The 16,571-nt window shown below is 59.2% G+C and carries 16 protein-coding genes; 14 read left to right on the plus strand and 2 right to left on the minus strand.

Going from position 1 to position 16,571, the window contains the following annotated elements; genetic code table 11:
* The first annotated feature begins 150 nt into the window (after positions 1 to 150).
* The 10 genes from ACFFDA_RS10035 (at position 151) to ACFFDA_RS10080 (ending at position 11,171) form a co-directional block, all read left to right on the plus strand.
* Positions 151 to 414, plus strand: coding sequence for a hypothetical protein (locus ACFFDA_RS10035; RefSeq protein WP_404478986.1), 264 nt, complete (start codon positions 151 to 153; stop codon positions 412 to 414).
* A gap of 365 nt (positions 415 to 779) precedes the next feature.
* On the plus strand, positions 780 to 1,088 hold the full coding sequence (locus ACFFDA_RS10040; RefSeq protein ID WP_404478339.1) for a hypothetical protein: 309 nt from the start codon (positions 780 to 782) through the stop codon (positions 1,086 to 1,088).
* Positions 1,081 to 2,544 (plus strand): His-Xaa-Ser system radical SAM maturase HxsB, encoded by a 1,464-nt coding sequence (gene hxsB / locus ACFFDA_RS10045; RefSeq protein ID WP_404478340.1) that lies wholly within the window; start codon positions 1,081 to 1,083, stop codon positions 2,542 to 2,544. The genes ACFFDA_RS10040 and hxsB overlap by 8 nt, the downstream gene beginning before the upstream one ends.
* Before the next feature lie 161 nt (positions 2,545 to 2,705).
* A complete protein-coding gene (gene hxsC, locus ACFFDA_RS10050; protein WP_404478987.1) occupies positions 2,706 to 3,707 on the plus strand; it encodes a His-Xaa-Ser system radical SAM maturase HxsC in 1,002 nt (333 codons plus the stop codon).
* A 531-nt stretch (positions 3,708 to 4,238) separates the two neighbouring features.
* Positions 4,239 to 5,534: a SidA/IucD/PvdA family monooxygenase gene (locus tag ACFFDA_RS10055; protein WP_404479232.1), complete on the plus strand. Its 1,296-nt coding sequence runs from the start codon at positions 4,239 to 4,241 to the stop codon at positions 5,532 to 5,534.
* A 45-nt stretch (positions 5,535 to 5,579) separates the two neighbouring features.
* On the plus strand, positions 5,580 to 5,852 hold the full coding sequence (locus tag ACFFDA_RS10060; RefSeq protein WP_404478988.1) for a ribbon-helix-helix protein, CopG family: 273 nt from the start codon (positions 5,580 to 5,582) through the stop codon (positions 5,850 to 5,852).
* Between the two features lie 423 nt (positions 5,853 to 6,275).
* Positions 6,276 to 7,493, plus strand: a complete 1,218-nt coding sequence (locus tag ACFFDA_RS10065) for an ABC-three component system protein (protein WP_404478989.1) — start codon at positions 6,276 to 6,278, stop codon at positions 7,491 to 7,493.
* Entirely contained in the window at positions 7,494 to 8,006 is a 513-nt protein-coding gene (locus tag ACFFDA_RS10070; protein WP_404478990.1) for a three component ABC system middle component, read from the plus strand.
* Between the two features lie 53 nt (positions 8,007 to 8,059).
* The gene (locus ACFFDA_RS10075; RefSeq protein ID WP_404478991.1) at positions 8,060 to 9,943 is read left to right on the plus strand and encodes a DUF3732 domain-containing protein; all 1,884 of its coding nucleotides are present in this window, start codon (positions 8,060 to 8,062) and stop codon (positions 9,941 to 9,943) included.
* A gap of 763 nt (positions 9,944 to 10,706) precedes the next feature.
* Complete coding sequence (locus ACFFDA_RS10080) at positions 10,707 to 11,171, plus strand: hypothetical protein (RefSeq protein WP_404478992.1); 465 nt, start codon at positions 10,707 to 10,709, stop codon at positions 11,169 to 11,171.
* A gap of 44 nt (positions 11,172 to 11,215) precedes the next feature.
* Here the strand turns inward: ACFFDA_RS10080 and ACFFDA_RS10085 are convergent, their stop codons facing one another.
* Positions 11,216 to 12,739: a HEPN domain-containing protein gene (locus ACFFDA_RS10085; RefSeq protein WP_404478993.1), complete on the minus strand. Its 1,524-nt coding sequence runs from the start codon at positions 12,737 to 12,739 to the stop codon at positions 11,216 to 11,218.
* Positions 12,736 to 13,374, minus strand: coding sequence for a hypothetical protein (locus tag ACFFDA_RS10090; protein WP_404478994.1), 639 nt, complete (start codon positions 13,372 to 13,374; stop codon positions 12,736 to 12,738). Before ACFFDA_RS10090 ends, ACFFDA_RS10085 begins: the two co-directional genes overlap by 4 nt.
* A gap of 137 nt (positions 13,375 to 13,511) precedes the next feature.
* On the opposite strand from ACFFDA_RS10090, the gene ACFFDA_RS10095 reads away from it, so the two are divergent.
* From ACFFDA_RS10095 to ACFFDA_RS10110, 4 genes are all read left to right on the plus strand, one after another.
* Positions 13,512 to 13,703 carry a hypothetical protein gene (locus ACFFDA_RS10095; RefSeq protein WP_404478996.1) on the plus strand — a complete coding sequence of 64 codons (192 nt, stop codon included), beginning with the start codon at positions 13,512 to 13,514 and terminating at the stop codon, positions 13,701 to 13,703.
* A 577-nt stretch (positions 13,704 to 14,280) separates the two neighbouring features.
* The gene (locus ACFFDA_RS10100) at positions 14,281 to 15,312 is read left to right on the plus strand and encodes a tyrosine-type recombinase/integrase (protein ID WP_404478997.1); all 1,032 of its coding nucleotides are present in this window, start codon (positions 14,281 to 14,283) and stop codon (positions 15,310 to 15,312) included.
* Between the two features lie 20 nt (positions 15,313 to 15,332).
* Positions 15,333 to 15,548, plus strand: a complete 216-nt coding sequence (locus ACFFDA_RS10105) for a hypothetical protein (RefSeq protein WP_404478998.1) — start codon at positions 15,333 to 15,335, stop codon at positions 15,546 to 15,548.
* Positions 15,549 to 15,650: 102 nt separating this feature from the next.
* Positions 15,651 to 16,469: a DUF3800 domain-containing protein gene (locus tag ACFFDA_RS10110; protein ID WP_404478999.1), complete on the plus strand. Its 819-nt coding sequence runs from the start codon at positions 15,651 to 15,653 to the stop codon at positions 16,467 to 16,469.
* Positions 16,470 to 16,571 lie beyond the last annotated feature (102 nt).

Raw genomic sequence — 16,571 nt, forward strand, 5'->3', positions numbered from 1 at the left:
ACCCTTTCTGGGCGTTCAGCTGCGAATATTCAATCCCCAGATCCGGCCGGTCTGCTTTCCCCACCGGATGCCCAAGACTGGCCACTGGCCGCGGCCCGCTTCGAGGCCGATTTATAGCTCGGGTGCTCGTTGCCATGATAGCCGGAAAACTTGCGCAAGGTCGCGCCAGCTGTAGCTCTCTTCGGCACAGAACATGCCGATGCGCGGGGGGCGTGTGACTACGACGAAGCACTTTCAGTCGACCGCTCGAACGCCATTGCCGAGCAGATCTTCCAGCCTGGTGACAATCGTCGAATCGTGACAAAGCCGCCATCCATCAAAAAGGGTCGGATTGGCGGCACTCACCGCGGGAAACCAAGATCAGCCAACGGCATGCGAAAGTCGTTGCGCGACAGAATTTTAAGACTTAACTGAAATACCAATTCGGTGTCGCCAAAAAACCGACCAACCACGGTTCAGGGGTTGGCAAAAGCAATATCTCAACAGGGGTTTATGATGGCACGTCGTTCATTTTTAAAGCCGTTCGCAGCATCGCTCGCGACGCTTGTCGCTGGCACTCAGGTGCACGCGACCGTTCCCATGACCATTCCGGCTGCCGTGGCACAGTTCGCCAACCAAGCTGACGATACGAAAGATCTTGTTCTGACCAAGGCCGATGAGGCCGTGCAGCTTGCTGCACATGGTAGCCATTCGAGTCATTCTAGCCACAGCTCGCACTCGAGCCACAGTTCGCACTCTTCCAGCGCGTACTGAGCCAGCCTCAAAAGAACGATAAAACCATGACCATTGCCACTGGCGATGCCCGGACGGTGACCCTGTCCCGGGCCGCCCTTTCCGTGGACGCTGCAAAGCGGGCCGCCTATGTCCTGATGGCACGCTATGATGTCGATGTGGCTGTCATCGGTGACGACATCGTGTGCAAGCTGCTTCCGGCAAATTCAACAGTGTCGATGGAAACTGCGGAGCGCGACTTCCGCCGCGAAGTGATTGATCAGGATTTGCGCATCTCCATTGAGGAGCGCACCGCGCCCTACCGCGATGCCATACTCGGCCTCGCCTTTTCGCGCACAGGCCTCCAGGATGGCTAAGTTCCGCGAGCAGGCTCATTTCGATGCGTCCGCCCAATCAGCCTACACGATGCTGCCATGGCGTTTCACCCTCCTCGAAGAGGAGGGTTATGTCGCGACCAATATGGCGGGCGAGTACGTCACGCTGTCGGCAAGCGAAGTCTCGGATTTCGCGGGCGGCGCATTGCGGCCTGACCAGCCAATTTACGATGAGCTGAAGTCGCGGCACTTCCTGATCGATGACGACACCCAGGTCGCAATCGACCTGCTGGGCCTCAAGATCCGCACGAAGTTGGCGCCGCTCGCCAATTTCACCGGGCTGCACATCTTCGTGACCACCCTACGATGTGAGCACAGCTGCCCATATTGCCAAGTGTCGCGGGCCAACGACGACAAGCGCGAATTCGACATGAGCGAGGAGACGGCATTGCGCTCGCTTGACCTCACTTTTCGCTCACCCTCAACCGCGATCAAGATCGAGTTCCAGGGCGGCGAATCCACCCTGAACATGCCGATCATTCGGTTCATCGTTGCCGAAGCCCTGCGGCGAAACGAGACGGCACGCCGCAATCTTGCCTTCGTGATCGCCACCAACTTGGCGGTGCTGGATGACGAAATCCTGCAGTTTGCACGCGAGCACAATATCCTGATTTCGACGTCGCTCGATGGCCCGGCAGACCTCCACAATCGCAACCGGCCAAGGCCCGGCAAGAATTCGTACGAAAAGGCGGTGGAAGGTATCGCCCGCGCTCGCACGGCGCTGGGCCATTACAATGTGGGGGCGCTGATGACGACGACCGCGGCAAGCCTGCCGCAGGTCAGGGCGATCATCGACGAATATATCCGCATGGACTTTGGCGGGATCTTCCTGCGGCCGCTTTCCCCCTATGGCTTCGCCATCAAGACCAAATCCTACGCGTCGTACGACCAGAAAAGGTGGCTCGAATTCTTCTTCGAGGGCCTGGACTATATCATCGAGCTCAATCTCAGCGGGTTCGAGTTCATCGAGCACTATTCCGCGATGGTGCTCAAAAAGATGCTTACGCCCCTCCAGACCAGCTACGTTGATCTTATGAGCCCGGCAGGGATCGGCATCGGCGCGGTCGTCTACAATTACGACGGCGTCGTCTACGCCTCTGATGAAAGCCGGATGCTGGCCGAGATGGGCGACACTACCTTTGCTCTCGGCAACGTCCATGACGACGATTTCGCTGACATCTTTCTGGGCGATGCCTTGCTTGACCCCCTCGAAAAGTCGTTCGCCGCAAGCGTGCCGGGGTGCTCGTGGTGCGCCTTCGAACCGTGGTGCGGAGCCGAACCAGTGTTTCATCATGCAACCCAAGGGGACTTCGTAGGCAAGAAGCCTCTATCCTCCTTCTGCACACGCAACATGGCGCTCTTCCGCGGGCTGATCTCTAGGATGGAGGCCAACCCCGAAGTACGCCACATTTTCGAACGCTGGGCCAATATCATATGATCGCTTTGCGCGGCCGCTTGACCCAATTCAACCCACCAGCCATTGATCGTGGACCTGCGATCCTAAGGCTCTCAGATCGCACAGACCGTCCTGCGCCGCTGCGTAGCGTCGAGGCGTTCATTCACTGTGGTGGGCCTGTTCCCGATGGATTTGGCTGGTACTTGGTCAAGGATGCCGGGACCCTCGCGCTTCTCCCCGAGGGGGCAGCCGCTGCCGTTTTGCCCGAGGATTTCCATCACTTGGGCGATGGGGACGTCGTGCGGCTCGAACCCGCAAAGGGGGCGATCCGCACGCTCTTCCGCAAGGCAGTTGCCTACAATCACTTTCTCCTCACCGAGCGCTGCAACAATTATTGCTTGATGTGTTCACAGCCCCCACGCGCCGTCGATGACGGCTGGATCGTCGACGAGGTTCTCGAAGCCTTGTCCCTTATGGATCGCGGAGCGAGAGAAATCGGGTTCACCGGCGGTGAGCCTACGCTGCTAGGAACACGCTTCATCGAACTGGTCCAGGCGGCCGGCTCCCATCTCCCGAACACGGCCCTGCATGTCCTGTCGAATGGTCGCAGCTTTGCCACAGGCACCCTTGCTAGAGACCTCGGCGCCGTGCGGCACCCTGACCTCATGCTGGGGATACCTGTCTATGCAGACTTGGCGCACGTTCACGATCACGTCGTGCAGGCCGATGGCGCCTTCGACGAGACGATCCGCGGCATCCTGGCCCTGAAGGCCCAGGGTGTCCGCGTGGAGGTCCGGGTCGTACTGCAGGAGCAGACTGTTCCGAGATTGGTACCGCTTGCCCGATTTCTCGCCCGCAACCTGCTTTTTGTAGATCATGTTGCGCTGATGGGCCTCGAACTCACCGGTTTTGCGCGCGCCAACCTTGAAAAGATCTGGATCGACCCAGTCGATTATCAGACCGAGCTATCCGACGCGGTCGGCATTCTCGATCGCGCCGGCATGAAAGTGTCGATCTACAACAGCCAGCATTGCATCCTCAAACCGTCCCTGCACCGCTTCTCTCGTCGCTCGATCAGCGACTGGAAGCAGGAATACATGCCGGAGTGTGAGGGGTGCGATGCCCAAGCCGAATGCGGCGGGTTCTTTGCCTCCGCCAAGTTCCGCTACAGCCGTGGCATTTCCCCAATCCAGAAGGCCGCGTGAACCGACACGATTGTGTTTCTGATTCCAATTCTCGTTGCCGTCCTTGTCATTCCCGAGGGGCGACAGGCAAAAGGGAGCAGACGCCGATAGTGCGAATGCGTAGGCCATGAAGCCGTCAATGGGCTGGCCGAGATGTACGCGTACGAGAAAAAAGGAATCCGGCGGGGCAAAGGCAGCCATAGCTATACCAGCGCTCCGAAGCGGACCGTCGTAAAGGTCCCAGACCAAGGCGTTGCGCGCCCAGCGAAACCGACCCTTTCCGGTCATTCCCCAGTGAATATTGGGCTCGCACAGGCAGACGGTGCCTCATCTCGGCATGCGCCGGTCAGGTAAGTCATATACTCTGGCAACGCTCATCGTCCGTGCTCAACTGAAGGTGTTATTCGCGGTAATCAAACAAGATAACTGGCGACGCGCCAGCTCGCGCGGTTGAGCGAGCAGCGCTTTGTGATCAGCACTGCCCACTCATCTCTGGACATTACGTTGGTCCGCTTACATTGCACACGGCAGTCCTCTGGGGGTGGTGACTTGGTGAAGAGAATAGCAGTTATCGGCGGCGGTCCTAAGGCTGCAGCTTTGTGTGCAAAGGCGAGTGCAATTAACGCCGTCAGACGACAAGTGGTCGTGCGCGTATTCGAACGCGACCAAGTCGGAGCTGCTTGGTCTGGTCGTCACGGCTACTCTGATGGCGTGCAACGCCTTTGCACGCCTGCGGAACGCGATGTAGGCTTCCCTTATGAACGCGGCCTACTCAACGATGCTGGGGTTGCAGACCTTTTCGCACGGTTTTCCTGGCAGGCATTCCTAATCAATCGCACGCGCAGCACACAAGGCTATCGCGACTGGGTCGATCGCGGTCGCAAGCCGCCATCTCATAGCCTTTATTCCATCTACCTGCGCTGGGTGGTCCGCCAGTCTCGCGCCTTAAAGCACGCTGGCGAGGTCACACGGCTCGACCGCGAAGGGGACAAATGGGCGGTTACCTATCAGCCGAAACGCGAGTCGGGGGCAAAGACAATCAAAGGGTTCGATGGGGTTGTCGTGACCGGACCAGGTCCTGCAATCCGCGGCTTTGACAGGTCTGATGACCCACGCATCACGGACGGCGTTGCTTTCTGGCAGAATCCTGAAGAGTTCATCGCCCAAGGGTCCGAGAGTGAGGAACCTATTATCATAGCGGGGTCAGGAGGGACAGCAGCCGCGATTGCGGCTTGGATCACCCGCCAAGCCTATGACAACCGGCCGATCATCATTGTAGGCCACCAAGCCGCTCTCTTTACGCGCACTGAGAGTTTCTTTGAGAATTCCCTGTTTTCCGACGAAGATGCATGGGCTGCGCTGGAGCCTGAACACCGCATCGGCGTAAGCCAACGGTTGAATCGCGGAGTTGTTTGGTCATCGGTGTCCGACGCTCTCTCACAGGCACGAAATGTCCGATTTCGTCCCGGAAGGGTGTCGCGAACTTATCTGGAAGGCGCGGTAGAAGGTGCGCCTGCAGAACTACGCGTGGAAGTTCAAGACGCCACTGGGACCCGCAGTGACGCTGCGAGCCTCGTGATCGATGCTGCAGGATTCGACTCTTGGTGGTTCGCGGATCTTTTGCCCGCCCGGCACCGACGCACAACCCAAGGCGCGGGTGCAAAAACACAGAAAGGGCGGCGGGACGACTTGGCGGCATCCATGGACTATGACCTTTCGCTGGACATTGGAGTCGAGGGCTTTCACGCTCCCATGCTCTCTCTTGCACAAGGTCCGGGCTTCGCTTCGCTGATGGTCTTGGGGGCAATGAGTGAGCGGATATTGAGTTCGTACGTTGACCCTGCGTGATTAGGTCGCTACATATATACATATGTACAGGCTATGGACCTTCAAATGACCGACATCGGAAAAAACTCAGAGTCCTCGGAGAAGATGGTCCTTCGGACTGTCTATCTTCCTCCGGAACTGGATGAAAAGCTCCGGGTGAGCGCGTTTAGAGCTAAGGTTTCTAAGGGTGATGTGATCCGTAATGCAATTGCTCTCGCGCTCAAAGCGGACGCCCCCCTCGAGGCGAGAGGTAAACCTACAATGGCAAAAGCGACGAAAAAGCGCGTCAATGACTCAAAAACAAAACAGGTGGGCGCTAAGGCCAAGTCAAAGAGTTAGTTGCCAAAATAGCACTTAGATCAGTCGTTGGCCGAAAGGCCGAAGGATCGGGATCATCGACGGAGAACACGATGTCGTCGCCTAGGGCGTTACCGAAGGCGGTAACATCGGCCGGAAACTCGAGAGCCGTGCCGTCGCCGCCGCCCGGAAGCTCACGCTTGAATCCAAGGTCGCGACCTTCCGAGATTTGATTATTGACCAAGCCTCGAGAGGGGCTCTGTCGATAGGCTGTTCGCTCATGCTCATATGGCACTACAGTGACGCAGATTAGTTCGTCCGTAGGTTCTTTGCCAGTTCCTGCCTGGCCAAGTGTGCGCTTTAGGCCCACTTGATCAGGTCAGCTTGATCGGGTTATCGCAAGTGAGCTGTTCTATTCTAACATATGCCTGTTGCCTTTTAGGATAACTTTGGCAAGTTGAAGGCATGGGGAAACAAGGGTTTAGTCCGGATTTCTTGGCCGGGCCATCTGCGGCAGGCTACCTTTATCAGGTGCGCTTGGCCCTTCTTTTCGCTCTTTCATACGTAAATCGCGACAGTAACGTCGAGGTCTCGATAGAAGCACTCGACGACATCAGCTTCGAGCGAGACGGCGAAGCCTTTGATTTGCTGCAAACCAAGCACAAGCTAAACAGGACTGCATCGCTTACGGACTCGGGCGCTGACCTTTGGAAGACGATCCGTATCTGGGCTCAAGCTAGCGCCGTGGATCCGTCCCTTCCCGGCAGGATGCGTTTTGCTCTCGTCACTACCGGACAGGCCGCCGATGATTCGGTCGCCGCGCTCTTGCGGCCGGCGCCAACATACGCTGTGGGAAGCAAACGGGATCCCAAGACTGCAGCAGACAGGCTCACTTCGATCGCGGAGAGTTCCACCAACGAGGCGCTCAAACCAGCCTTCGCTGCATTCCTGGCCCTGAGCCAACCGATGAGAGCATCTCTGCTGAGCTCTGTCGAGATCCTCGACCAGCAGCCAGACCTAGTCGACGTGGAAGTCGAGATTGAGGAGTGCCTTCGCCTATTCGCCCCCAGAGGACAAACCCAAAAAGCGCGCGAAATGATCGAAGGGTGGTGGTGGCCTCGCGCATGCAAAGCGCTGATAGATAAACCTCCCACTCCCATCGGCGTTGGCGAACTCGAAGCCAAATTGGATGACGTTCGCGAAATGCTGAAGCGCGAGAAACTCAACCTGGATTTCGAAGAGGCAGAGCCGACGGATCAACAAGCGGCCGAGTTCGACGCGTTTCGCTTCATCGGACAATTGCGCGCCATCGGAGTTAGCGGAATTCGTATCCAGTGGGCGAAAAGGGATTACTACCGCGCCTTTTCCCAGCGGTCGAAGTGGACCCGAGAGCATGCAGTACACGATGGTGAACTCGCATCGTTCGAAAAACGGTTGATAGAGGAATGGGAGCCGCGGTTCGAGCGGATGTGCGACAGTAGCCGGCGTGAGGAAAACGGCGACAGTCAACTCCAGACGGCGGGGCAGGATCTGTTCCACTGGGTAGAAACAGAGGCACGCATTCCGTTTCGTTCGCTCCTCACACGCTCGCTGAGCGTAGGTTCCTACCATATCCTCGCGAACGACATCAGACTTGGCTGGCACAGGGATTATAAAACAATCTTCCCGAAAGAGGGTAAGTAGATGGTTGGTGAAACATTGGAGCTTGGGTGGGATGAACGTCCCCGCGAAGAGGCCGCGCTGTTCAATCCCGCGTTTTGCGGTGAGATCATCGCGCTATCGGTCTCCAGCCATCACAAGGCGGCCAGACGACCACTGAGCTTTCCACTGGCCTTCACCATTCTGCCGCTCGCACTCCACCCCGCATCGCGCGCAGGTTTACCCGTTCAGGCATCCACCACTTTTCGTACGTGGGCTGTCAACAATGATGCGCTGCTCACCCCGCTGGCAGATCGCATTGCGCATTTGCGCGGAGTGACGCGCGAAGCGCTGCTTTTCATGATCCAGCTTCGGGCCCTCGACATCACGCAGGAAGGGCTCACTCCAGGTGAGACGCCGATAGTACTGACCCGAAAACTGGAAACCGAAACCATAGAGACCAGCGACATAAAGCGCTCGGCCCGCTTGCTCGGGCGATGGTTTGCCGCCCAGAGTAGCCCTCTCCTTATCCTTCAAGCTCTTGGACTGAAACCTTAATGTTGCAACTAAGCGCGATTGCCATCTATTCCCATTCCGGCAAAAGACGGGATGTGCATTTCGAACTCGGCAAGCTCAACATTGTGACCGGCGCTTCGAAGTCGGGTAAGTCGGCACTTCTGGAAATCGTCGACTATTGCTGGGGGCGCTCCGAATGCACCGTCCCGCATGGCGAAATCCGAAAAGCCGTGTCTTGGTTTGCAGTTCTCTGGGACAACGAAGGCGAGGGCATTCTCGTTGCCAGACGCAACCCGGGTATGTCTCGTACCGCGAGCGACGAATTGTACCTTGAGCGAAATGTCGAGCAGCTACCGCCGAACCCCTCCGGATTTCAAAAGAACATCACTGCAGAAGGCCTGCGCGTCGAACTCTCACGCATTCTGAAAATTTCCGAGAACGTGTACTCTGCCGAGCCCGGACTTGTGCGTTCTGGAACGCCAGCCAGCGCAAGCCAAGCCATCTTCTTCTCCCTTCAGGCGCAGGATGAAATTGCCAACCGGCGCCTTCTCTTTCACCGTCAAGGCGAGGAGGGCATACCGCGCGCGATCAAGGACACCCTGCCCTATTTCCTCGGCGCAATGGAAGAGGATTATTACCTCAAGCAACGCCGCTATGACGCCGCAAAGGTCAAGTTACGCCGGCTCGAGCGCGAGTTCGCAGAACTCAAGGCATTGAGTACGGAGGCCACGACAAGCGCAGAGCGACTGTTCCGCGATGCGAAGCGCGCAAATCTCATTCCATCCGATGCCACCAGTCAAAATACCGCACATCTTCGTCAGTTATTGGCTGCCGCAGCTGAGCCAAGACCGCGCGATTATGTAGATACGAGTGACAGCTCCGCAGATCTGGCTGACCTTGAGCAGAAGCGTCGAGATCTGAGGGCTCGGCTTCAGGACGTTCGCGAAGAGATCAACAACTATAATCGGCTCGAGCGTGAGGCTGATGACTTCCTGATCGAAGCGAACGAACAATCTGCCCGCCTTGCGTCCATCGGCCTGTTGCGCTCCTCCGAGGCCGACACCCAACATTGCCCACTTTGTGCACACGATCTCGAAGTGGAGATACCGAAGGTGGAAGCCATCAGGGCTTCCCTACAGGCGCTTGGGAACCAGCTCTCCTCGGCAAGGCGAGACGCTCCACGACTACAGGCCCATATTCTTCATCTTGAGGGCAATCGCGCTGAGTTGGATCTAGCGCTCAAGGCCGTACAGCAAGAGATCGCCGATCGTATCGCCACCAATGAGAGGCTGCGCATCGAGCAGGATATCTTTACCGAGCAGGCTCACGTTGCAGGACGTATCAGCTATTATCTGGAGAATACGAAGACAACTACCGACAATGCCGGCATAAAGCTTGACCTTGCCCGGGCGCGCGCGGAGGTGGCGGAACTCGAGCAGGCCCTCGATCCGGAGACAATCACTGAAAACATTTCAACGGCACTCAGTCTCGTCGGGCGCGACATTACCGAATATGCCCGCACCCTGCGTCTCGAGCACAGCGATCACCCGCTACGCCTAGATCGACGAAATCTGACAGTAACAGCAGACACCGACAAAGGCCCTTTGCCACTTTTCCATATGGGAAGTGCGGAAAATTGGGTTGGGTATCATGTGGCCGCTCATCTCGCACTTCATCGATTGTTCCGAGTCCGTGGGCGCCCGCTGCCAGCCCTCCTTCTTATTGACCAGCCGTCCCAGGCCCATTATCCGCCGGAGCGCGACATTGGAAAGATCAGCGGCACAGAAGATGAGGACCAGATGGCAGTCGCGCGTCTATATAAACTGCTCTATGATTATTGCCAAAATTTGGATGGTCGAATGCAAATTATCGTTGCCGACCATGTAGAGCTTCTGAGCGACTGGTTCCAGAACGCGACAGTGGAGCGCTGGCGCGATGGCGTCAAACTGGTGCCGCACGATTGGCTTCTGAATACCTGATTGGTTTGGCATCCAGCACAACATTATCTTGCATAAACGCGACCAAGATCACCCGTGGCCCGTCGCTGTCTTCATCACCGCGATCGCCGGTAGGTGTCTATGGCGGACCTACCTTCGCAGCCTCTAAGAGCAATTCGCCCAGCCGCTAGTGACGGCGGGATTCTGGCGCCTCTTGGTAATGCGCCGCGCGGGCATTATCGAGTGTGATGGAGGGGCAGTCATGCTTGGGGGCAGCTCATCCGACCGTTCGGGCAGTGCACGAGCACCGGAACATCTCCGCCCAGATGCGGCAAGCCCAGATATAGATTGGTCCTTCACAGTTTGTAGCGCGCCAGCGGCCTGACCTTAGTTGCGATCTGAATGGCCGGTTTCCTGATTTTGCGCTCCGAAGCCGACAGTCGCGAAAGTCCCATCCCTGGCCGTTGAACGGACCGGCGACGGCCTCTCAAACCAATTTTGGCCAGACAGTCGAGCGAGATTCCGAGGGAACTGGTGATCCTCTCGGTCATCTCGATGTGCAGCCGTGGACAGTTGCCGATAAAGTGCCGGAACGCGCCCAACCGTTTGCGGGGCCGCCATCGTTTGACGCTGGTGTCAGCTATGGCACTTTACCCGAGGCTCAGGGTAAAGTGCCATACGTGCCAAATCGTTGAGCCCCGTCAGTCAGGGGATTCACGGTGCGATGAAATCAGGCTAGATTCGTGGTATGTTCCACCAGCCTGATCTCTTCGAGCCCCGCCCTCGCGAACCGCGACGATTGGAAATGCCGGCGATCACCGAGAGGATCGTGAAGGCCTCCCGGCGTCCACGCTATACCCTTATCGTACTCAACTTGCTCGCCAAGGCTGCCAATGAAAAGGGCGTAGCGGGCCCGTACATCTTCGACGAGGGTGTAGCGGTCCCGGTGCGAGACTGGTTGGGACAAGCCATGATCCCGATGGCCCAGCGGCACCACCGCCGGCAGGCGATCCGTGAGCGTCTGCTGGTAGATTTGCAGGCGAGGGGAGGACTGTCGGCTCCAGCGGTCAACGAGGCATTGGATGAATTGATGCAAGACCGCTTGCGTCAATCCGCACGCTGCAGCGTCAGTCGAGCAGTCTCGGATTTGGTGAAGGCGGGATTGGTACAGCGACATTATCAGGGCTACCGGGTCGATCATCTCAACAGGGGTGCCCAGAGGGAGGCCGTTTATACTCTGCTGCCCGAGGTCCGAGCAGCGCTGAGTTGAGTTGAGTTGAGTTGAGTTGAGTTGAGTTCACGGCCCACGCTCGGTCAGGGAGGCATGTCCAGACGCACGGTCTCGCCTGGTTGCATTTGATAATGGACGGTGGCGACAATGGGGGGCCTGCTTTTGTCGCAATACCGAATGGTTATGGCGTCCCTGCTGACCACTGGGCACAGGCCGGAACCATAGAGGATATCTGCCAAAGCGTCGAACGTCGTCGCCTTGGCGCGGTAAGCCCCCGTCCAACGAACGGCCCAAATGTCGTCATTCGCCTTGACTGCGTAGCCGGCGCGCTCGGCAACCTCCATGACCGCACCCAGCACGGTATCAGCGTGAATATCAAAATCCAGAACTGCGGACATGTCCGCGGGTCGAGACCGATCTCGAGGTTCGTGGCGAGAGGGTAACAGCAACTGAGCAGCACCCTCGATCCCCGTCAGGAACAGGCACAGCGCAATACCAGCGACAAGCACCTGGCCTCCGGGTGCCCAAAACCGGTACGAACTCCCGCGTCGGAAGGTCAAGAGCCGCCTGCGCCATTTGGCCGGGGTATCGCTTTGCCGCGGTATGATGTCCGTCGACCCGTCAAGTAATCTGAGATGGCGGCTTTGCGAAAAGCTAGGGGCGGTTGTTGCCGGCACCGACGACGGCGGCGGTGCCGATCCCTCCTGTTCCGCGAGCAGTGATGCTTGATGGTCAGCGCAAACTTGGGTCACTTGCTCGGCGAGGATCTCGATCCGCACGAAAGCCCAGATGAGTTCTTCGGGTGAAATCATGTAAGATTTACCATAGCGCGCCTCGACGTACGCGCGGCGGATGCGTCGAAAGGCGCGGCGCTGAAATTCGCTATCCCGTGGCCAGGCAACCTGCAGACGAGGGGCAATTGCCTCTGCCTTTTCTCTCAGTTCCTCCAGCGCATGGGTCCGGGGGCCGTGCAACCTCAACGACCAGAGCACGCATTGGTACAAATGCTCGCACGCCTGATGCAGCAGCAGTGCCGTCATCGGCGCGTTGTTACTGCGCCGATAGAACGCGGCACCAGCCAGGAAATCTCTCGCGCGATTATGCCAGCGGACGTACTCGGCGACCCCGCGTGCCGCGCGATCGAGAATGGGGAGTTGACGCGGCGCTTCCAGTCGAAGGCTTTGCGTCTGATAGACGGCGATCCCTTTTTCCGCGATGGCGATGAAATGCGGTACACCCTGGATGAGGGCGCTATTGATCCTCTGAAGACTTTCGACAGTGAGGCGTACAGGCCGGGCAATGTCGCCGCACTGCCATTCGCGCTCCAGCCGATCGCGGACATCCCGCCAGATGTGCTTGCTCCGAGCGAGCCGGGGGTAGTTTACGATCAGCAGGATCTGAAACGCTTCTCCTGGTGCGACTTCAGCCCATTCCCTTTCGGCGTGATTACAGTGCAAAATCACCGCGAGGATGTGGCCGGTGCGATGGTGGTCGGAAAGCCGACCTTTCGTCGCTTCCTCGAATGTCTCGAACACCATCCTTGTGACTTGATGAAGCTCCCGCTGGATTTGCGCCGGCAGATGATCCGTGTCGTTGCGCAGTATCATGCCTGCGCTCCGTCGTGAGGATATCGGCAGCCCTTCGGGCGGCGATGACCGGTTACATCGGCGACGCGGTCAAGCATGGCCCGTACCAACGGACGTACCCGGTCGGGTGTGAAGCCACCGGCATCCATTGGCGGGTCTCCGATAAGATGCGGATAGCCCCACTTCCAGTACGGGGAAAGAATGATGGAGAGTGCTGCCATATTCGGGCAATCGTGTCCCAGGCCCGTGGCATTGGCGTAGGCGAGCGCTTTGGTAATGTCCTGCTTCAGGAATGAGGCGTTCCATTCATCAGGAAAACCAACGTCCAGGAGATAGGCGGAGGTCGCCAGGATAAGGACCGCTCCTGACTGGTGCAGGGTCACGCGGGTGTTCGAACCAAATGCACCGGCCTCGAGGGGCGCAAACGCGATTTCGGCGCTCTTGTAGCGGTGTCGGCTGAGAGCCCGTCCTGCCTTCGTCCTGATGAGCGATGTGCGATCGTCCTCGTGGAGGCTGAAAACGGGTTGCAGTGTCGTCTCCGGTCGGGAGGCAGCGGTGGGGAGGGAGATCGCCCCGAAAGCCAGGACCTGCAGTAGGCTACGACGCGAAGCTGCGCCGGAAATCGAATCGTTCCGAAAGGTGGTGATTGCCGTCATGGGGTTTGCCTCCATCATGCAATTCTCAAGGCTTGGCAGGGCGCCGCCAAACGATAAGCGGTGCCGCTTATTACACCCTGAGCGATAATTATGCAATAAGCGGCACCGCTTAATGAGCTTCTGATTGAACAGGCCGCGTGGCCGGCTACGACGCCTCTATGGGAAGGCCGCCACTCAACGTTAAATCGACCAACATTCGCTTGCCGGAAGGGCTCGGCGAACGCATTGATGCTCTGGTTGGGCGGCAGCGACGCGCGGCGTTTATCCGCGATGTCCTTGAGCGCGAAGTTGTCCGGCTCGAAAACGAGAAGGGCAACCCTGTCCGGTAGCCTACGCCACCCGATCAGGCTGCGGGCGGGATAATGCCAAGCCGGCCAACTATACCCTACGCGCTACGCGTATAGGATGGGCGCTTCAACCCTATTCCCTCGTGGGGAATCGCGGGTTTGACACGGGCGAATTTCGAGTCAGAGTGAAAAGCCGCGATTATGGTTCGAGTAGCGCGACGACGGGAAGACCGCATGCGAGCGGCCCCTGCAATGAGCCCGGCCGCTTAAAGCGTTGAAGGGGGTTTGTGTGGCCCTGCGCTTAGTCACACCCATGACTTGCGCCATTTCGGCGCGGGTGAGGGGACGGATCCCCGCAAGATGCTGACGGCGGCTTGGCAAGCGGCGGGTGCTTCAGTTCTGAGCAGCAGCGGTGAGGCGCCATCGTTGCGCGCGAAGACGAGACGCCACGAGGCTGGCGGGGCGGCTAATTGGAAGAAAATAGGAAATTTAGAAAGGTAACTCCCCTTTGAGGCCCGATAGTCTGTCCGATAAGTGTCCTTCACGGACAGTAGAAATCAGGCTATGAGGTGAGGGGTTTTCCGTGTGAAAGCACGAACGGACGGGAGGGAGCATGTGGGTGGACCAGCAGATCGGAGACGGGGCAGGGCGGGCGGAAATCGCGGGCCCGGCGAACGCGCTTGTCGCGGCCAGCGAGCTGTTGCCAGCTTCCACTCCTGAACTCGTCGCCGAAGTCGACGCCGCCCGGACCTATCGCCTGCGCGCGCGCAGCACCAACACCCTGCGCGCCTATGCGAGCGACTGGCGCCAGTTCCAGGACTGGTGCTGGGGCAGGGGGCTCGAGCCGCTGCCCGCAGGTCCCGAGGTCGTCGCCACCTACCTCGCCTCGCTCGCCCGCGCGGGCCGCGCGGACAGCACCGTCACCCGCCACGTCGCCGCGATCGTCTGGCAGCATCGTCACGCGGGCCTGCCGCCGCCGACCGCGCACGACACCCACCAGCTGATCGCCGATACGCTGTCCGGAATCCGGCGCGAACAGCGGGCGCGGCCCACCCGCAAGAAAGCCGCGATCGGCGCGAAGGATCTGGCGGGCATGATCGCCAAGGCGGACGGGCTGAGCACGCGTGCCGTGCGCGACCGGGCGATCCTCGCGCTCGGCCTCGCCGCGGCGCTACGCCGCTCCGAACTGGTGGCGCTGCAGCTGGCGGACGTCGAACTGGTTGACGCCGGGATGACGGTGCGCGTGGGCTATTCCAAGACCGATCAGGAAGGCGAGGGGGCTACCATCGCGGTGCCGGCGGGGAAGACCCTGAGACCCGTCGCCCACCTCAATGCCTGGTTGCAGGTGAGGGGCGGGGCGCCGGGGCCGCTGTTCACGCGGATCGGGACCAAGGGCGAGTTCACCCTGGAGGCGATGTCCGATCGCTCGGTGGCGCGTCTGGTCAAGCGCTACGCCAGGCTCCAGGGGCTCGATCCTGAGGTGATGGCGGGGCATTCGCTGCGAGCAGGGTTTCTGACCGAGGCGGCGCGCACCCGCGCCTCGCTCGCCAAGATGCAGGAGGTCTCGCGGCACAAGTCACTCAAGGTGTTGCTCGGCTACGTGCGTTCGGCCGAGCGTTTCGACGATCACGCCGGCGCGGGATTTTTATAGAGGACGTTCAGGAGGTGGTGATGACGCAGAAGCATCTGGGTGGGTGGATCGTCGATCCGGAGGCCGGGACGGCAACCGCGGGAGACCTCGTCGTCACCGTCGTTCCGCAAGGCGACGGCGCGTTCGCGGTTCGTTTTTCCGGCGCTGTTCTCCCCGAGGATCACCGGCGCTCAGGGGTTGAAGCTGGCCTGTGCCCGCCTTCGACACAGAGGGCCGGCGATCGCTGCCGACGGTGATGCGGGTTTTACCTATGCGACAAATCTGGCAAATACCCGGCATCGTTTCGACCGGGGCTGATCGACGGCACGCGGGCTTGAAGAATAAGGACGCGCGCAACCGTGAGCTGGACGTTGTTCATTGATGAATCGGGGCAGGATCAACGTCATTCCCCCTATGAAGTGCTTGCCGGCATAGCGGTTGAAGATCGCCGCGTCTGGCCGCTCATCCGAGACCTGTCCGACGCGCAGCAGCATATCTTCGGCATGCGCCTGTTCGAGGCCTATGGCCGGGAAGCGAAGGCGCAAAAGCTGCTGGACCGCAAGACGTTCAAGCACGCCGCGCAGCTAGATCCGTTCGAGCATACCCAGCGCGCGCAACTCGCTCGCGAGTTGCTGATCGACGGGACATCGGTTACGCGAGACCGGCTGACCGCATTGGGTCAGGCCAAGATCGAATATTGCCGGTTCAGCCTTGATCTGGCGCGCCGGCATGGCGCGAAAGTCTTCGCGACCATCGTGCCGCGCGAGGCGCCGCGACCCGAACGCGGGGACGCACTGCGCAAGGATTATGCGTTCCTGTTCGAGCGCTTCTACTATTTCCTCAATGGTCTGCCTGGCGATCCGATGGGATATTTGGTGTTCGACGAACTGGATCGGAGCGCAGCGCATATCCTGCTCGGGCAGGTATCGAGCTATTTCGTGAACGCGCGCAACGGTCGAAGCCGATCGCGGCTCATCATTCCTGAGCCCTTCTTCGTGCATAGCGACCTCACGACCCTCATCCAGACGGCCGACATCGTTGCCTATGTCATTAGCTGGGGCCTGCGCCTCCGGCGCATGACAGCGCCCGCTCGCGTGGAACTGCGCCCGTTGGCCGAATTGGTCCGCCGCCTTCAGTTCAAACGCGAAACGGAGGGGGCGATCGGATCTACGGAATGAAGCTGATCGACGATCTGAGGCCAAAACCGCTGGCCTAAAACGAGAGAAGGCAATGTAAGCGTTTCCGCCAACAAAGCCTCCATGGACCCATTTAGTCGATTC

Origin of the sequence: Novosphingobium sp. BL-52-GroH (genome assembly GCF_044813085.1) — a bacterium.
In the GTDB taxonomy this organism is placed as follows: domain Bacteria; phylum Pseudomonadota; class Alphaproteobacteria; order Sphingomonadales; family Sphingomonadaceae; genus Novosphingobium.